We start from the raw sequence: 17,107 nt of genomic DNA, 5'->3' as shown, positions 1-17,107 counted from the left end.
ATGTACGACAATGCAGTGACCCGCGCGATGACCCGCATGTGGACGCGCATTGCCACCCAACAATGAGCGGCATGTCGGTTGTCGAGCAACTCGATCTGCGGCCGCGGCGTGAGCTTTTCGATGAATTCATGCGAAACCCCGGCGGCCCGCACTGTCCCGAACTGGCGCGCCTGCTGAAGGTGATGCGGTCGCGAACGACCATGCCATGGGTGGCGGCCATCGAGTGTCCGGCAGGCTACCGCCTGGTAGGATTGTCGGGCAGGGGACGACCGCTGGAGTTCCTCAGCGACGAGAGCTTCGCGTCGCTCCACGAGGCCGAAACGGCGGCCTTCGCTATCCGCTGGCGACAATTATTTGGACAAGTGCCGCCGGACGCGGGCTCATGCCAGGGGACTATGCATCAAGCATGAAACGGCTTCTGGGCTATGCCAGCCAATGGTCGGTCAGACCCGGCGATACCGTCGACTTTTTCCTGTCCAGCGAGCCGGAAGAGACCGTCTCGCTAGACATTGTGCGTGTCATCAACGGAGCGCCGGCAGCGCTTGACCTGCGACCGATTCCCGGCGCAACGCTGGGGTCGCGGCCGGTAGCCAATCAGCCGATCCGGACCGGATCCTACCTGACCTTGACCATGCAGGACGGATTCGCCCAACGTGGCGTGACCGTGGCTTTCAGCGTCAAGCCGACACGCGATGCGCTGGCCTGCATCTTGGATACGGGCACTTTGCGTCTGTGGCGCGATGCGGGTGGCAGCTTGGCGCTCGAAGGCGCCGGGGAGCCAAATCGGGTGGCTTGCCACCGAATGGCGCGCGGTAAGTGGCATTCCGTTCGCATCGTGCTGGATGCGATCGAGCAGTCGGCTGTCGTCACGGTGGAAACAGCGTCTGCCGGGCCGGCCTGCACGATCTCCATACCCGTGCCGCTTGGCTGGCAAGGCATCCAACGCCTGTCGCTTGGCGCAAAGACAGACGGCAGTTCGGCACTCGACGGGGTCGTCTCGGGATTCCGGCTGTGGGGCGCCGATGAGTCAAGTCCGGATATTGCCCTCGACTTCCGCGATCGTCTCGACTGCGACCAACTCACCAACCGGGGTACCGCGAAGGTCGGCGCAAGGTTGGTCAACGCACCGACGCGCGGCGTGCCCGGTCCCAACTGGGCGGGACAGGCGTTCTCGCCGGCGGAAGACCAGGCTCTCTATGACGCCGTTCATTTCCACAGCGACGACCTCGAGGATGCCCGATGGGAAGCCAGCGCGAGTTGGGTCATCCCGCCGGGTTTCGAGAGCGGCTCCTACGCGCTGCGCGCAAGAGGATCGACAGAGACGACCTACGTTCCGTTCTTCGTGAACCCTGCTCGGGCGGCGCCATGCAGGCCAGTCGCCTTGCTCGCCTCAACTTTCACCTATCATGCCTATGCCAATCACCGGATCGCGCTTGAAAGCCCGGAATACGAAATCTCGGAGCTGAGCGCCCTGCCGGTCCTCGACGAGGAACTGCAGACCCTGCAGCATATGCCGGAACTCGGGGCGTCACACTATGATCGGCATGTCGACGGTCATCCAATTTACGTGACGACGCGCCGGCGGCCGATCCTCAACATGGCGCCGGACACCAGCAACTGGTCCTATAATGCCGATACCAGCATCACGGCCTTCCTGCACGCTCGCGAAATCGACCACGATATCGTGACCGACGACCTGCTTCACGATGAGGGGGTGTCGGCGCTGGACGGGTGTCGTGTCCTCATCACCGGGACGCATCCGGAATACCTCTCCACGCGCGAATGGGGCGCCCTGGTCGCTTTCCTCGACCGTGGCGGCCGCCTCATCTATCTCGGCGGCAACGGGTTTTACTGGCGCGTGGCTATCGCGCAGGACCGTCCCTGGCTGATGGAGCTTCGCCGGGCGGAATCGGGCGCGCGCTACAACGAGGCCGAACCGGCCGAATATCATATGCAGTTCAGCGGCGAACGCGGCGGCCTCTGGCGCCGGCTCGGCAGGCCGCCGCAAGGTCTGGTCGGGGTCGGCATGGTCGCCGACGGCTGGGACCGTGGAGCAGGCTACAGGCTTACCGACGCAGCGCGCGACCCGCGCGTGGCCTTCGCCTTTGAAGGCGTTCACGGCGACGTCCTCGGCGCCCCCTGCGACGCGCATCCGGGAGCGGCCGGGCAGGAGGTCGATGCCGCCGACCCGGAGTTGGGCACGCCCGATCATGCTCTCGTGGTCGCATCGTCCACCATGCTGGGAGCCGGCTACTACCTTGCGCCGGAGGAAGTGGTATTCCTGCATTCGGCGACCACGGGCGACGTGAACGCCAGGGTCAGGGCAGACCTGACCTTCTTCGAAACACCGGCCGGGGGGGCGGTCTTCTCCACGGGTTCGATCGCCTGGGGAGCGGCGATGGCCGCCGAGCAGGGACGGACCGATGTCGGTCGGTTAACTGAAAACGCTATCCGGCGCTTTGATGATCCGAGGCCGTTCGCTTTCCCCCAGGCTTCAGGTCCGGGAGGAGACGGGTGAGCCCCTTGGTCATCCGCAACCTGGCGGCCTGAACTGACAATGCACTCTGGCCAAGATGCATCTCCAACCAAAGAGAGTCGCACAAGCCGCTGATCAGGCTTGCGTCGGTTGCGGCGTCGGATGCGGCATGCCCGGTTGCCTGCCGCAGCGCCTCGGTCAGGGCAGCGAGATATTCTCGTTCCAATTCGAGGCTTATCTCGCGGTAGCGCCGACGCGGCCCGGCCTCTCCCCAAAAGGCAAACCAGACCGACAGCTTGCTGCGCGAGCAGATCGCCTTATCCAATGGAGCCAACGCCAGGGCCTTCACGCGCTCCACCGTGCCGGCTTCTGAATGCTGCAAGGCAAGCTGCCAGGCAGCGCGAAACTCTGCGGCCAGCATGTCGATCACGCACTCGAACAGGCTTTCCTTGCTGTCGAAATGGAAGTTGACCAGACCATGGGAGAGGCCGGCGTGCCGGGCGATGTCGTAAACGGTGCAGGCCGCAAATCCACGCTCTGCGATTGCTTCCAGGGCGGCTTCGATCAATTGACGGCGGCGCTCGGCGCGCTTTTCCTCGCGCCGAGGCGTGTCTGGGACGGCACGGACGCGATGCGCTGGTCGCCGCCCTTCCTTGGAATCTTCCGTCTTTGACATGGAAGTGGATTAGGCAAGCGAAACGACAGCGTCAAGCGAGGTATCTGGCTCCCAGCGATGTCGACGGAAGCGCGGCCACCTGCCGCAGCTCGAATGTCCTACGGCCTGGCCGACGCTTAACATCGTAATTATGCGGCAGTGCCGATAGTTTGCTCAAGCACACTGTTTACCCTGCACTCTTTTGCGTCACAGTTGCAGTCCAGCGATCAGCCCAGGGCCGGTTGACGATACTTTTTCACGAGATGGAATCCCAGCTTCCTTTCGCGCACAGAAAGAAAACGCGCGATTGATATCGGTAGTCCGCGAAACCTCGAAAAAGATTCCGTCAAGAATTTCTCTTTGAAATCAATACCGTAAGTTTTTGGCGGACAGTGCGTCGGATATCTAGGCGCAAACAAAGAAAAAAATCAGCAACGTCAATGGCCTATTTGGGTTGGAGACAATCGAGTAGGGAATAAAGGTGCATCATTAGCTAGCTTTCGGTAAGTATCGATCAGAGTTGTATAAGCCTCTGAAATAAGTGTGTTTTCCTTACTGCATCTATCGCCATCTATCGCCTGGAAGCGGAATCATTTGGCGGTAAATTTGACGGCATGCGTTTCAGCGTTCTCTTTCCTGCCATGCAATACCGTCGTCCCGCCGATTGCAAGCGCACTCACTTCTTGCCCATCAAAGCATTGAAATACAATGATCGTTCCTAACAGTTGACGGTAAAATTAATGACGGTAAAATTGGCGGCCGAGAAACCCAAGTTGTGATCCGATCCTCTGTCATTATGTTAACAGATATTGCCCTTAAGCGGCTGAAACCGAAAGACAAAATGTACAAAGTTGCCGACCGTGACGGTATGTACGCTGCGGTGTCTCCGACTGGGCAGATTGCGTTTCGGTACGACTACCGGACCAATGGTCGGAGAGAGACTGTGACGCTGGGCCGATATGGGAACGGAGGTCTCACGCTGGCAGAGGCACGCGACCGCTGCCTTGCCGCGCGAAAAATGGTGGCAGCCGGAAAGTCGCCGGCGCAAGAAAAGCAGCGCGAGAAGCGTCGCCTGTCAGGCACGGCGAGCTTCGGGGATCAAGGCAAGCGCTGGTTAAAGGAAGCGAAGATGGCGGATAGCACCCGCTCGATGCGCAAGGCTATTTTCGATCGCGACATTTTGCCGATTTGGGAAAAAAGACTCCTAACCGAAATAACACCTGACGACTTGCGGGCGCTCTGCGCAAAGGTGAGGGATCGTGGTGCGCCGGCAACCGCCGTCCATATCCGCGATGTCGTGAAGCAGATCTATAGCTACGCCATTCTGCACGGCGAGAAGATCGCCAACCCTGCGGACGAGGTGGGACCAGCCTCAATTGCCACGTTCGAGGCGAAAGACCGCGCTCTGTCGCCTGCAGAAATCCGGATAATGCTGAAAGAGTTGGAAAACGTGCCGACGCTGCCGACGATTCGGGTCGGCCTAAAGTTCATCCTGCTCACGATGGTCCGAAAGAGTGAACTACTCGAGGCGACTTGGGACGAGGTCGATTTCGAGAACGCCGTCTGGAGCATCCCAAAAGAGCGAATGAAGCGGAAGAAGCCGCATAACGTCTACCTGTCACAGCAATCCCTCGATATCATGATCGCGCTCAAGACTTGTGCGGCGAACTCCCGATATGTGCTGCCGTCCCGCTACGATGCCGATGAGCCCATGTCGCGCGCGACGTTCAATCGGGTAACCGCGGCGATTGTCGAGCGGGCAAAGCAGCAAGACTTTCCGCTCGCGCCTTTCACAGTGCACGACCTTCGGCGCACCGGCTCAACACTCCTGAACGAGATCGGATTTAATCGCGACTGGATTGAGAAATGCCTTGCCCACGACGACAGGCGGTCCTCTCGAGGTGTCTACAACAGAGCTGAATATGAGCCGCAGCGTCGTCATATGCTGCAGGAATGGGCGGACATGGTCGATGCGTGGGCGGCAGGCAAAAAGCACACGCCCAGACTCCAGCCGCCTGCAGAGGCAGCGGTTATCCTTGATCCGATTTGACGGGTCTTGCCTTTCGTAGTCTTACGTCAGGCGCAGGCTTGGTCTTGATTTTTCCGACAGATGACGCATTCCGCCGCTCCTCGATCCACGCTTCGACTTCTGCCAAGTCCCAAACAACACAGCGGGCGGTGAGATTGAAGCGTCGTGGGAACTCGCCACGCTGTTCCATCTCATAGACGGTCGTATCAGACAGGGGAACGATTTCTCGCAGCTGCGACCGGCGAACAGTTCGCACTACTCGACGCGACGCGATGTGTGGTAGAACCAGAAGTGGATCCGGCTGCCCAATTTCGATGCCCTTGAATTTATCGACCTCGGAAGACTGCTGCCGTTTGACCATTTGCGTGACCGGGATGGATTGCCTTACTGGCCAACAATCGCGCAACTTTTCGAGGTTTCGTACAGCCCTCAATTGCGACCACGTATCCTCGCCTACTGACGTGAAGACTCAAGGGCATTTCACTGCGGATTATGTCAGGACCGCACCACCAATGGGATCCATCGAGCAGGCGCTGCATAAGGTCCGACAGGCGATCCTTGCTGCAGGCTTCTCGATGCTCGAATATCTCAAGCTGCGCGCTGACAATGACCTTGCGCCAATTGACGCGTTAATCGGCCGGCGCGGCTAGATCGCGGCGGAGGCGAAGCGCCGCGAGATCACGCTCACAGCCGAGGACGCGAAGCGCCGCCGGCTTCGCAGTTACGCCGTCGCCGATCTCACCAATCATGAGAGATTGCCGACATGGACAGCGAGACTTGGTCTTTGGTTAAACGGCAGCAGGCTCGGCGGTCGCAACGGCTACCTTGTCAAATACTGTGATGAGAAACGTTGCATCGCCAACATCTTCATCGAAGATGTGCTCGCATATTTCGAATTCCTGCGTGCCTTAGCGTGGCTGATCACGGAGGACGGCAGAACAGCCGATGCCGACCGACAAAAGGTGAAAGGCAATGAAGGCGAGCATAGTTCCTGCTCCGCTTGGTTGTTTGCGGAACCGGACCGAGTGTTGGAAAATGAAAGTTGGGGACAGTGCTCTCCGGCAGTTGATTGCAGACGCATCACAATGCGTATTACTCCGACTCAACCGCGCGGGGAAAACCAATGGCGAAGAAACCCAATGAGACTACGAGCAAGAAAGTTGCTTCGACGGCATCCAAGTTGCTTCGTTCTAACAGCTCCTCAAAGGCAGTCAAATCGGTCGCGGGATCCGCTCTTACGCAAAGGGTGAAAAAAAAGAAATAGCGCCGGTTTGACAGACATGAAGCAGTTTTGGCCTCATTCAGAAGAGCGCCAAGGAGTTTGGTTTCCGGCGAACTGGTTGTGTCCGAAAAGGTGGACTGCACGTTGGCGTCGACGCCATCCACAAACTGGAGAGCGCAGAGATTGGCGTTTTGGTTTGCCTTGATCCACCAACGGCACCGATGCTGAGAGAGGCTGCATCCGAGGGTGAGGTCGGCCCGCGCTCAAAGCAAGTTCCTAAAGTCCAGATTTAGAAGACGCCCGTCGAACGCCTGGGGGATGATAGATCTTCCGGAAGTAGGAAGACAGCCGGCTGTTTCGCCACAAAAGCTTGGCCGCAAGCGGGTTGAGGGTCAAACGGAAATGATGTTTCCAATGTCTTCAAACAGCAGAATGTCGAAGGGCCAAAACGCAAGGGAAATGGGCCCATCCGGACGGTCGACATCGAAGTGACCCGCGGACCATAGCCGAAAACAAAATAGCCTTTAAGGGCCCGCTCGACTGAATCCAGGAGCGGGCTTTTCTAATTCAGGGCGGGGTTCGAACCCACGAGACCGATGAAGGTCCACCTCCTTATCAGGGATGCGCAATCGACCGCTCTGCCACCTATCCACAACGTTGGTTCGATTGATCGATCTTCAAGCCCCGAGACATTCTCGGTGCGAATACGGCGGACTTTTGCCGCAAGCACGGCATTTCGGCAGCGACCTTCTATAAGTTCAAGGCGAAGTTTGGCGGGATGGAATTGTCCGACGCCCGTCCCCTGACGGCGCTGGAGGACGAGAACGCGCGGCTCAAGAAGCTGCCGGCGGAGCGGATGCTCGACAATGGATCTTGAAGGATGCTGCCGCAAAAATGTATGGTCCGCCCCGGGCAAGGTGTCGCGAGATCGCGAATGACCTATGGAAGGGCCGATACCCTCGAAGAGCGGCTTGGGTTGAAGCCGCTGGTTGGCCAGCGCATTGCGCCGATCATCATCTTCGCCGCCAGCATCGAACATCACCTGGAGCGGCGTTGTGGAAGCTCAAGGGCGTCAATCCAAAGGGCATTCGACCCGAGACCGACGCGAAGATGATCTCTGATTTGATCGGGATGCTTGAAACATTCGCGTCAACCGCTGCCAGCGGGAGACGAGCGCACCCTTCTTCAGACATGGTCCAATGCGGCCAGTCTTGCATTTGCGATCAGGAATGACATCGCTCATGGCGTGCCACCAACTTGGGCGAGAACGCGCAAGAGACCGTCCAGCGACTATTGGGCCGACGATCACTCTCTCGATCTCGTTCGTCACGCCTTCGCGGTTCTACTGCGCGTCACTGTTGGCGTTTCGACAGAGAAGATGCCGTTGATCGAGCTTGCGAACCCATCTTTGCTACGTGCCCTCCGCCGCGAATTATTCTGAGCGAGATGGCCTGCAAAGACTATAATCCGACCTTCAGAAATACTAAATCGGCAGCGATGGCTTCCTATTTCCCCGCGAGCGCTACACTGGTCACTTCAAGAATGGCGGCACCGTACCGCGGGCGCGCAGGCCAGGATGTCCAGTTCGACGTCACGGAAGGCCAATCGAAGACACGATCGAGGCATTCAACAATCTTGGATTTAACGATCGCACGATGACGATCAATCGTACGGCTACTCGGGCTATATCGCTCGAACTTGGACCGATTGCCCTTGGCCGCTTCCAGGTCGCATTGGTTTCGAGGTTGTGCCGGCATTCAACGAAGCTTTCTACGGCGCGCTCCACGTCGATCATATCGATCACAGCTGGAATGAGAATGACGGCCTCGCTTTTCGCATTCAAAATACACTTGGCCTTGCCGGCTTAGTGGTCGGCGGCAAAGTAGAGTTCTGCAAGATAAGCGGCACCATTCCAATCGGCGGCGCGCTGGTTACCTTGGGCGCGAAGTCGGCGACGGGGTCGACATCGCTTGATACGCCCAATGGCGACAGCACAACCTACCATGTGCGGCTCACGCAGCCGATCTACATGCTCGCCCATGTCGTCACGCCGGTGTTTTCAGGTACGGTCCCCCTGTGGTTCAAGTTGGAACTGACCAAGGGCAAGATCCCTACAACGCTGGGACAGAAGGGGTCGATCCAGATCACACCGACAGGACAGCGCCGTGACTACGTCCTTGTCGTTAGGCTCGATCAGGCCGCCTTTCTCCCGCAAGGGCTGACCGCGTCGGGCAAAGTCGACGTTAATTGGCAGGCACCGACCACGCTGCCGCCGACCGCGGCCGGCATCACGATGCCGCACCAGTAGCGAATTTCTCGCTGTAGCCGGGTTTGAGCGCAGCAAGCGATCTATTCGTCGCACTGCAATCGGCCTATGGCGAACTGAGTGCGAGGCCCTTTTGGAGGGCTTTTCCGTGTTGGCCGAAACGGTAGCTTTGGGTCAGGTCACGACTATGCCTAGCGGGGTGCCTCAACGTTCGTTTCCGACTATTTGTGCCTTAAAACTGCCAACCTGCAACGGCCCAACGCCGCCTGGCAGCTTTTGCGCCTCGTGTCGGCCATAGAGGCGAACTTTACCTCTGCCCGGAAGCAGACATTTCGGTTGACAACGCGCGCCGTCGCGGTCGCGCCATGAACAGGCATGGAATGTGGGTTCAACTGAAATGGATAGCTGGAGACTAGTATTGGCAAAAGTGCTTGCATCGCGGTGCGAACTGACGCTCTCTATTAGCTTAAGGTAAGATCAATTAGCTAAACCTAGTGCCATGGGCGATACTGACATCAACGCCGCTTTCGCGGGGGTGGACATAGCGCGATTTGCCCCGAGGGGGCATGAGCGTTTTGATGGTCCTATTCGAACGTTCTCAGACGCAGATGGGACAACTCTCTCAGCAATATCGGATCGAACGTTTCTTAGGTGGATAATCAGAGAACTCGGCGATCTGAGGGGGAAGCGCATATACGAAATTGGAACAGGAACTGGTTATCTGGTGTCAGTACTCTCCTTGCTAGCCGGCAGGGAAGGAGACGTCCCACTGATATTTGGTTGCGAGATTATTCCCGACCTCTTCGATCAATCACAGCGCGCCCTCATCGGCACTTCTGGTGTGCGCGTGCAATTAGGTGATTGGGTCGATCGACTACCCGAGCTGGGTCTCTTCGACGTCATAATAGCCACTTCTGCGTTTCGTGGCATCCCGCGACTGCTTCGCGAGGCGTTGCGGGTGCCGGGAGGCATGCTCGCTATGCCTGTAGCGATTCCGGGTGGCGGGGACTGCTTTACGATCTTCCTAGCAACCGAGAAAGGACTACTCACGGTCGGCGCTAGGATGTCCGTGTCCGTCCCTACAACCGGTTCCATTGCAGATGAGGACACATGGTACATCCCGCTTGAAAAGCTTATTGATCCGCGACCGAAGTCCTTCTTGCATATTGAAAAGGGCCGAGGCTTTGGTCACCCTGTTTTGGATTCTTTGGCATTCCGGAGCTACCTTTTTGGCGCTGAACCGAATTTCCGCGCTGTGAACCTAGGCGTCGAGCGTACATTCGACCTCACACACTACTCTTTCGGTCTCATCGATAGCGAGCGCCGCTCGGGCGCGCTTTATCACGGCCGCGACATAGTCGTGTTCGGTGATCTGGGCCTCGAATTTGCCGGCACCTTGGCAGCCCATCGGGAACGATGGCAAGCAAATGGGCAGTCGGATCTTAGCCGAGTGCACTATCATATCCCTTGGACCGCGTTCGATGCTGACCAGTTGCCAAGCGGATATGTTGCTGCCCTTGGAGGCTGAGGATGTTGCAGACGGCTCCTCCAGACTTGTCATACGTTTGTCCCGATGTGAGATTTCGGGAAATAGGTTGCATCCCCATCATCGGAATGAAGTGCGCAGCAGAGCTGATGGAAACTCCCTGGGTGTCGCGAGACGTTTCCGCTCTGGATGAACTTGCTGCCCTCCTCACACCCCAGCGTATCGCGGCACGGCATGGGACGCGCTTGGTCACGCTCGAGCATAAGGAACGATGGCGGAACCTCCGGGCGCAACAGAGATTGGGCGATTATCTCGCTGGTCTCGACACAACTGAATTTTATCTCAGGCAGAGTGACGCGTCCTTCGTCGACATCGCGCATCGATTGCCTGTTTCACCTCGATCACGCGAGCCGGCATACTTCGACAACATATGGATCGGTCCGCCAGGAACGGTGCAAACCTTTCATCAAGATAACCACAACGACTACGTCACGAACCATAATTACTTCATTCAGTTGTTTGGGTGGAAATATGTTGCAGTCTGCCACCCACGGGATACCTTCGCGCTCACGGACGGCGCCACAGTGCGAGGGCACCATTGCGATGCCTCGCCGACGGACCCCAATGTCTGGCAACGCGTGCCGTCGTTACGTCATGCAATCGTCGGTCCATGCGACCTCCTGCATATCCCTCCCAGTTACTGGCATTACGTCCAATCCCTCTCAGTTAGCATTTCGGTGTCGCGTTGGTGGTTCGATAACCACTTGGCAGAGATCATTTACAGCGTTGGGCAAGAGCGTTGGGAGCGTCCTGCAATCGTTGTGGCGGATACTAGGACATTCTTGGCTGACCTTGAAGAGTTTGGCGGCGCTTCTGCTTTGAAGCGTGTCCTTTTGCAATTGGCTCCCATCGCAAGATTTGCAATTATAACGGCGTTCAGTGAATTCTATGGCAAAGGAGTTTTCGACTATGTCTGAAGCACCGCTTTCCTTCGAACTGAGTGAAGATCAAGCTAAGGCCCTCAGGTCCCTCGCTGGAGGTAAAGGCATACGCATTTCCGGTTATGTCGATGGGACAACCCTGAAGGTCGACAACATTGCCATCAACGCAGGGATAATCGGTATCAGCAGTTCACCCTTCAAGGACGGCATGGCCCCTTTTATCGCTTGCAATGGCCCGCTCGAAGTTGAAAAATGACAATGGACTACGTCGCGCGTTTTGTTGAAACTGCCCTTGACGAACAAGGCGACATAGCAACGCGCGACTACCTTCGGCTGTTTGGCGACGCTGTTGCACGTCACGTGCCGCCATACTTCCTCGCCGACTACGGCAACAGTTTTAGGTCGCATATTGAGAACCCGGTATGGGTGCTGCAGTCGCTTGTCTCGAATGCGATCAAAGAGGGCGAGGGTTCCCGCGACTTAGCGAAGATTGCCAACGCTTGCACAAGTGCCGGGCTTGTTGACGATCTGAGCCAGCATGTCGAGGATGAGGCAGGTCATTGCCGAATGTACCTTCGTCTCGCCGATCTGGTATTTCCAGACGCATTGCCAGATAATGTGCGCGGGGCCGTTGAGACCCAGTTTCCCCCCATGCAGCACAGCCAGGTCGAGGCCGCTAGCCTCGAAACCTGGAGGGTGCTCGACTATTTGATTCAGGTGAACCTCGGTGAGGTGAGGACCCGCATTCACCAGAAGTTGTTGGAGCCCGTGCTCGAGGCATATTGCCCGCACCGTAACCTAGACATGCTGGGTCGAACGCTATGCAAGTTAAGTGGCGACGAGTGTAGCCACATCCGCTACACTGCAAGACGCATCGGAGAACTGTCCAAAGAATTTGCCTCGACTCGGGTTGAAGAACTCTTTTGGCAGAGATTGCTACAGTTCACCGCATACACAGAGCGCGAATTGGGTAGCCAGAGGGCTGGAGGGTTTGCGACGTCCCTAGTTAGGGATCGGTGATTGCTCCGTGGGGATCGTGTTGGCAGGCACGCTCTTATTCAGGTCGCCTTCGCCGTTGACCCGCGCCGTTAGATCTGTCGACCTCCTGGATGAAAATTCGCTTGCGAACCGCGGGGAGTCAACCGGACAGTTCTCAGGACGGCTGTTGGCGCCAAGCGGTCCGCGCTATGCTGGACGTGTTAGTCCGTTTCTAGACCGGCCAACCCGAAAACAAATAGTCCGCTTGCGGCCCAGAAGCCGACGCATCTGGCCGCCGACAGCGCCTACGGATCGGCAGCGAACCTCGCCTGGTTGGTCAAGGAACGGGAGATCGCGCAGCATATCCCCGTGTTCGATAAAACCGCACGGATGGCACTTTCTCGCGCGCCGACTTCATGTTCAGCGGAACTACTGGTTCGCCCTGAGCGAGGATCGACCGCTATTCTTTTTCGCCGGCCTTCGGACGCCTTGGCATGGTATCGGAAGGTTACTCGGGTCTAGCCGGCGCGGCCGTCTTGTCCCGTTCCTGCCCGCTCCTTCGCTCCGCTCCCGTGTTGGGGACAAGCCAGCCCTGCACGCCGTCTCCTTTGGAGCCGTCCTCCCGGGACAGCGCGTCGGCCGCATCCAAGTCTGACGCTTCGTGAAACGAACGCCACCCTGCGACGGCGTTCGTCACGTCTCTTCGATTGAGTGCCAGGAAGGGCGGGCCTGAGACGTACATTCCCGCTGGAAGCTCTGTGTGATAGCAACGGCTTGGCGCGGGTGTTTGAGCGCCCCCACGGCAGTGCCGGAATGGCGGATCGCTCAATTGCATGGCGGAGAACAAGAACCAGCACTTTGTTCCCCGGGTACATCTATCGCCCTTCAGCGTGTGTGCCGAAGGCAAAGCCATTCACCTGTTTAACCTTGATCGCAACCAATCATTCTTCGATGCCCCGGTGAAGAATCAGTGTTCCAGGGATTACTTCTACGGGCAGGACCCAAGGCTCGAAACCGCAATCCAGACCGTCGAGGGACACTATGGCGACTGCGTTTCGTCGTTGCTCAAGCCACGTGCGGTCATCAAGGATCTTCATGCCACAATCCTCAGGCGTTTCGCCTACCTGCAGCATGTCCGCACAGAAGCCGCCGCGCGTCGATCCGCGGAGTTTGCTTTCGCTGCCACGTCAGTCAAAGGTGCGGACTTCGAACAACCGTCTTTCAAGGAGGCCGTCAAAAGTGCGGTGATCTCGGCGATGCATCACTACGCCAAAACGATGAGCGTCGTAGACGATCTAAAGGTGCGGGTTGTTCGCAACCTTACCTCGGTGCCGTTTCTCACATCAGATGACCCTGCTGCTCTCGCCAACCGCTGGCATCAACAGCACAGGCATGCGCAGCACAGATCTTTTGGAATCTCCAGCGCAGGTGCGCTTCTCTTCCTGCCGCTTTCGCCAACGCTGTTGGCTGTTCTCCTGGATGGCGACGTCTATCAAGCCGAGCACGTCGGTGGCTGGATCGATGTGTCAAATACGGCGGACATTCTTGCGTGCAACCACCAGCAGGTACTGAACTGCGCGGCAAATCTGTACTTTGGCGAGCGTAGCTCTGGGGATGATGTGCAAGCTATAGCGATCTCAGTTGCGCATCTGCGACCCCCGAGTCGGTTTGACGTGGTTATGGCGGTAGCCGACGGCAGAACCGAAACTCATACTCACTACGCAGTCGTAGATGCCCCCGACGCTCGGGAGCATGACGACGTGCTTATCCACGTGAGAACTGTCAGGCCGGTTCCGCCAACGTGGCCCTCGTTCCTGAAGTTTCGAAACAATCGTTTCGTCTTCACCAACGATACGGGCGCAGGCTTCCGCCGTCGGAGGACTGCGACGTCAAGTCTTTGGGGTAGTCCGCCTTGGCGGAAGGTTCGAGGCTAAGGAGACCAATGCTATTCTGGCGCTTCGCCATCATTCTCACCTGGCGGCGTTTTCGGGTTGTTCGGTTTCATCGAAGACCAAGAAGAGGGTGTCGTCATCCTCGTTCATGGCCCTTTCCGCCAATCCTTTTGCCAATCGCAAAGGCAACGCGTTGGCCGATGGCGGGATGCTGGTCCCCGAGTGGGTCATAGAACGGAGGTACGGCGTCGGCTTTGACTTTACAGCTTAGCGTGTGAAGCACGAAGAGCAGCCGCTATCGTTTGCGGGAGTGGCGTCCCATGCGAACTGGGACAGATTGGTTAGGTTAGTCTCCTACGGGCTAAGCCCACCCGACGTCGTCCTTTCTGGAAAGTCTCAAAAACAGATCGAACCAGAATCGATATTCGGCATCTTCACGATTGCCAGACACTTCCAAGGGACACTAGGCGACCGACGTGGTAGCGTCCTTGCCGTGCCTTCGATCTCGGCTTCCATCGCCTCGTCGTCGGATAGGAGTGCCCAATCTTTAACAATGTCATACTGGCTTCGCACATCGATGCCCTCCGTCTTGCCGAGAAGCAGCCTTAGGTACCCCGACGCCTCCCGACCTTCAACACAATGACAATGGCCATCACCAGCCCCGACGCGGCCAAGACGCCGTAAAACCCTTCGGCCGTTATTGCAAAGCCCCAGAAGTCGATTGTGATCTTGTCCATTGGTTCGGTTGCCTTCACCAGATTCCAGGTTCAAACGACAGACTGAACCGTCTGCGCTCGTGTTGCGTTTTACGGCGCAAGCATGAGGCACCCTTGCAGGCGTCAATTGCAAAAGCGCCATCTTAGAAAATTATACCTACAAAATGCGTCGTTTCAGTCCCGGCTGGGGCCGAAATCTGTCCTTCGCGAACCGGTCGCGCGCTGCCTTGGCGTCAATTGCCGTTATTGGGCAGTTTTTGTAGCCTCAACCCCATTTTTTCAGCTCGGCAAGGAAGCGATCCTGCTCCTCCAAGGCTTTCAGCATCGTTCCATGACAGTGGAATCCGTCATGCGCCGCAATTCTCGCTGAATGGACGATTCGTGAAGACCCAGCGCCGTCCTCAGCGCCAGTGAGTCTAAAACACCATGTACCTCTTTCCTGAGGGGCGTATCGAGGTATCCAGCCGCGGCCTTTTGGAGAGCAGATGCTTCCGAAAAATTGTACATACTCGCCGTCTCTTTGGCTTTCCGCATAAGGTACTCGCTAGCCGAGTCGGAGATCGATGACGTCGTGCGCGAGGGCGCTCTCGCCGTCCTTGCAGCTCTCGTTGCCGCCGCTTCGTTCATGAATTTCTGTCTGTTCAGCTTCCAGCGCCCCTGCCATCGACGGATCAAGGTAACGTCTGTCTCCCTCCGCGAGCTGGACATATCATTGAGGACCCGCCTCATGGCTGAAGTCGCCTTCATGGAAGGATTATCCAGCAAGATACTTGCGACCTTGGCAAGGGCCTGATCGTTGTTCTTGACGCCGCTGCCAATTGGGCGGCCGACGCGGCGCTTCTGAATCTCTTCCATTGCTTTGCCTCCAGTTGGTGTCGGTCTGCCCCGTGCGCTCTTTGATATTGTAGCAACGGATGGATTCTCAAGCGATTTAAATAGCTCCGATCAGTTTAAAAGCGCGGAAAATTCCCGCTCGTGAATCCAAAAGCGCGGAAAATTCAGCGACACGTAATTTTCCGCGCTTTTACGGCTTACGGAGAGGCTGAGCGCGAAAAATTCCAGCCGGTGCGGCGTTTGGCAATCGGCGTTTTCATCCGAAAACGGCCCCGCATTATTCCTCTAAAGCTTAGAACTGCCGGCCATAGCGCGGGCGAGCGGCACTGCTGAGGTAAGCAACTCAGCTCCCACCTTGCAGGACCTGGATGACGGACTGCCCGCAGGTGCTGCCCCATCTGCTTTGGACCGCATCTGCGAAATTCTCACGTATCCTGCCTGTGCGCATGTAAGCATAGGGTAGCGCCTGGGCTCGATTGGCCACCACACTAAGAACCACCGTCGGCATGGCGACCGCAGGCTGATGTCCCAAACGCCACTCCAAAAGGATCATCCTCTCATGGATCCCAATGCCATCATTGCGTCCCTGCCAGTCGCCGGGGCTGATCGATCTGTGCTCATCGAAGTCGCTAATGCCGCGTTCGAGCCCGTCATTGAGCGGATTGAACCGAATATTAGGAACGACCCGAAGCCTTTGGGATGCTGATAACTACATCGACAATAGCCTTCTCGGCGTCTCTCCCACAAGTCCGTGGGAAACGGCTCAGGAATTCTTTGCGGCTCTCGCACGCAAGGAAACCTTGTTCACCCATACTTGGCAGCTGGTCGGCAGAGAAGCTCCCCTTGCTGAAGCCTTGGAAGCACACAAGAATCCGGACGTTGGCGTGACGCTGGTAACGGGGTCTGGCGGCGGCGGCAAATCTCGAGCTCCAAGCCATTCTGGACCAAATCGCCGCCGATCAGTCTGCGACTAGGATCAGGCTTGTCTCACCGACAATGGAGATCACCAAGGTGTCTCTAGAAGAGCTTGGTTCCGGTGACCTGCTCCTCGTCGTCGATGATGCTCATGACAGCGACAAGTCTCCAGCCATTGTTCAATTACGCCGCGGCCAACGTGGGTCGTGTAAAATTGCTCATTGTCTTCCGACGATATGGAGTTGAGCATATCCGGGCCCAGGCAAGCAGCTATTCCTTTTCTGGAGACCGTCTGAGCGTCATCGACGTACCGCCTCTTTCCAAGGAGGAGTCGGAGTCGCTTGCCCGCCAGGTGCTTGAACACCTAGGTGGACCTATGGAGCTTGCGGCCAGCATTGCTCATCTCACCCAAGATTGCTCGCTCGCCACAGTGGTCGGGGGCTCAGACCTGCATGAAGCCCCATCTTGTGCAGCGTCCTTTGCTTAGGCGCGGAACCATACGGAGCGATACGGGAAGATTTCTGATTTTGGCCCACGAGAAAGCCAATGAAATCAACGGTCCCGGCACATCCTCCGGGCCCACCATAACCATTGTTTTTATTCACAAAAAGTGCCCTCGGCCCAAAACGTTTTGGGCCCATTATGGGCCCAAAGCAGGACCGTGGTCCCGGTTTGTTCCGACTCGATTTGATTATCT

General features: G+C 57.4%; 14 protein-coding genes and 2 pseudogenes. 12 read left to right on the top strand and 4 right to left on the bottom strand.

Annotated elements, in window-relative coordinates; genetic code table 11:
* Positions 1 to 410, top strand: a 410-nt coding sequence (locus EN781_RS06205; RefSeq protein WP_210213459.1) for a hypothetical protein, incomplete at its 5' end; no start/stop codon positions are given.
* Positions 407 to 2,518, top strand: a complete 2,112-nt coding sequence (locus tag EN781_RS06200) for a N,N-dimethylformamidase beta subunit family domain-containing protein (RefSeq protein WP_127399856.1) — start codon at positions 407 to 409, stop codon at positions 2,516 to 2,518. The genes EN781_RS06205 and EN781_RS06200, both read left to right, overlap by 4 nt.
* Here EN781_RS06200 and EN781_RS06195 read toward each other — a convergent pair.
* Positions 2,448 to 3,152, bottom strand: a complete 705-nt coding sequence (locus EN781_RS06195; protein WP_127399855.1) for a TetR/AcrR family transcriptional regulator — start codon at positions 3,150 to 3,152, stop codon at positions 2,448 to 2,450. The genes EN781_RS06200 and EN781_RS06195 overlap by 71 nt on opposite strands.
* A gap of 775 nt (positions 3,153 to 3,927) precedes the next feature.
* Between EN781_RS06195 and EN781_RS06190 the strand changes: the two genes are divergently transcribed.
* The gene (locus tag EN781_RS06190) at positions 3,928 to 5,181 is read left to right on the top strand and encodes a site-specific integrase (RefSeq protein WP_091595769.1); all 1,254 of its coding nucleotides are present in this window, start codon (positions 3,928 to 3,930) and stop codon (positions 5,179 to 5,181) included.
* Here EN781_RS06190 and EN781_RS06185 read toward each other — a convergent pair.
* The gene (locus EN781_RS06185) at positions 5,162 to 5,416 is read right to left on the bottom strand and encodes an AlpA family phage regulatory protein (protein WP_091595894.1); all 255 of its coding nucleotides are present in this window, start codon (positions 5,414 to 5,416) and stop codon (positions 5,162 to 5,164) included. The two genes, EN781_RS06190 and EN781_RS06185, sit on opposite strands and share 20 nt — an antisense overlap.
* A gap of 256 nt (positions 5,417 to 5,672) precedes the next feature.
* Between EN781_RS06185 and EN781_RS34145 the strand changes: the two genes are divergently transcribed.
* From EN781_RS34145 to EN781_RS06135, 9 genes and pseudogenes are all read left to right on the top strand, one after another.
* Positions 5,673 to 5,810 carry a hypothetical protein gene (locus tag EN781_RS34145; protein WP_164746654.1) on the top strand — a complete coding sequence of 46 codons (138 nt, stop codon included), beginning with the start codon at positions 5,673 to 5,675 and terminating at the stop codon, positions 5,808 to 5,810.
* 1,245 nt (positions 5,811 to 7,055) lie between these two features.
* Positions 7,056 to 7,250 (top strand): annotated as a pseudogene (locus EN781_RS06175) (transposase); the annotation flags it as partial.
* A gap of 879 nt (positions 7,251 to 8,129) precedes the next feature.
* A complete protein-coding gene (locus EN781_RS06170; RefSeq protein ID WP_091595768.1) occupies positions 8,130 to 8,690 on the top strand; it encodes a hypothetical protein in 561 nt (186 codons plus the stop codon).
* A 457-nt stretch (positions 8,691 to 9,147) separates the two neighbouring features.
* Positions 9,148 to 10,176 (top strand): hypothetical protein, encoded by a 1,029-nt coding sequence (locus tag EN781_RS06165; RefSeq protein ID WP_091595766.1) that lies wholly within the window; start codon positions 9,148 to 9,150, stop codon positions 10,174 to 10,176.
* 257 nt (positions 10,177 to 10,433) lie between these two features.
* Positions 10,434 to 11,111 carry a cupin-like domain-containing protein gene (locus EN781_RS06160; RefSeq protein ID WP_210213458.1) on the top strand — a complete coding sequence of 226 codons (678 nt, stop codon included), beginning with the start codon at positions 10,434 to 10,436 and terminating at the stop codon, positions 11,109 to 11,111.
* The gene (locus EN781_RS06155; protein ID WP_091595762.1) at positions 11,104 to 11,331 is read left to right on the top strand and encodes a hypothetical protein; all 228 of its coding nucleotides are present in this window, start codon (positions 11,104 to 11,106) and stop codon (positions 11,329 to 11,331) included. The genes EN781_RS06160 and EN781_RS06155 overlap by 8 nt, the downstream gene beginning before the upstream one ends.
* A gap of 2 nt (positions 11,332 to 11,333) precedes the next feature.
* A complete protein-coding gene (locus EN781_RS06150) occupies positions 11,334 to 12,095 on the top strand; it encodes a hypothetical protein (protein ID WP_091595760.1) in 762 nt (253 codons plus the stop codon).
* A 246-nt stretch (positions 12,096 to 12,341) separates the two neighbouring features.
* A pseudogene (locus EN781_RS06145) lies at positions 12,342 to 12,475 on the top strand (IS5/IS1182 family transposase); the annotation flags it as partial.
* A gap of 411 nt (positions 12,476 to 12,886) precedes the next feature.
* Positions 12,887 to 13,987, top strand: a complete 1,101-nt coding sequence (locus EN781_RS06135; protein WP_091595756.1) for a DUF4238 domain-containing protein — start codon at positions 12,887 to 12,889, stop codon at positions 13,985 to 13,987.
* 563 nt (positions 13,988 to 14,550) lie between these two features.
* Here EN781_RS06135 and EN781_RS35785 read toward each other — a convergent pair.
* Together EN781_RS35785 and EN781_RS06130 are read right to left on the bottom strand one after the other, a co-directional pair.
* Positions 14,551 to 14,682: a hypothetical protein gene (locus EN781_RS35785; RefSeq protein WP_268929511.1), complete on the bottom strand. Its 132-nt coding sequence runs from the start codon at positions 14,680 to 14,682 to the stop codon at positions 14,551 to 14,553.
* 297 nt (positions 14,683 to 14,979) lie between these two features.
* On the bottom strand, positions 14,980 to 15,516 hold the full coding sequence (locus tag EN781_RS06130) for a hypothetical protein (RefSeq protein ID WP_126043593.1): 537 nt from the start codon (positions 15,514 to 15,516) through the stop codon (positions 14,980 to 14,982).
* Positions 15,517 to 17,107 lie beyond the last annotated feature (1,591 nt).

It is taken from the genome of Mesorhizobium sp. M4A.F.Ca.ET.090.04.2.1, from assembly GCF_003999085.1.
GTDB lineage: Bacteria > Pseudomonadota > Alphaproteobacteria > Rhizobiales > Rhizobiaceae > Mesorhizobium.
Note: the sequence above shows the minus strand (reverse complement) of the source record. Positions and strands in the feature narration are given on the sequence as shown.

Bases quoted from the DNA above. Each gene is read 5' to 3' on its own strand.
- EN781_RS06200 (WP_127399856.1), top strand. From the start codon at position 407: ATGAAACGGCTTCTGGGCTATGCCAGCCAATGGTCGGTCAGACCCGGC.
- EN781_RS06195 (WP_127399855.1), bottom strand. From the start codon at position 3,152: ATGTCAAAGACGGAAGATTCCAAGGAAGGGCGGCGACCAGCGCATCGC.
- EN781_RS06190 (WP_091595769.1), top strand. From the start codon at position 3,928: ATGTTAACAGATATTGCCCTTAAGCGGCTGAAACCGAAAGACAAAATG.
- EN781_RS34145 (WP_164746654.1), top strand. From the start codon at position 5,673: ATGGGATCCATCGAGCAGGCGCTGCATAAGGTCCGACAGGCGATCCTT.
- EN781_RS06165 (WP_091595766.1), top strand. From the start codon at position 9,148: ATGGGCGATACTGACATCAACGCCGCTTTCGCGGGGGTGGACATAGCG.
- EN781_RS06155 (WP_091595762.1), top strand. From the start codon at position 11,104: ATGTCTGAAGCACCGCTTTCCTTCGAACTGAGTGAAGATCAAGCTAAG.
- EN781_RS06150 (WP_091595760.1), top strand. From the start codon at position 11,334: ATGGACTACGTCGCGCGTTTTGTTGAAACTGCCCTTGACGAACAAGGC.
- EN781_RS06135 (WP_091595756.1), top strand. From the start codon at position 12,887: ATGGCGGAGAACAAGAACCAGCACTTTGTTCCCCGGGTACATCTATCG.
- EN781_RS35785 (WP_268929511.1), bottom strand. From the start codon at position 14,682: ATGGACAAGATCACAATCGACTTCTGGGGCTTTGCAATAACGGCCGAA.
- EN781_RS06130 (WP_126043593.1), bottom strand. From the start codon at position 15,516: ATGGAAGAGATTCAGAAGCGCCGCGTCGGCCGCCCAATTGGCAGCGGC.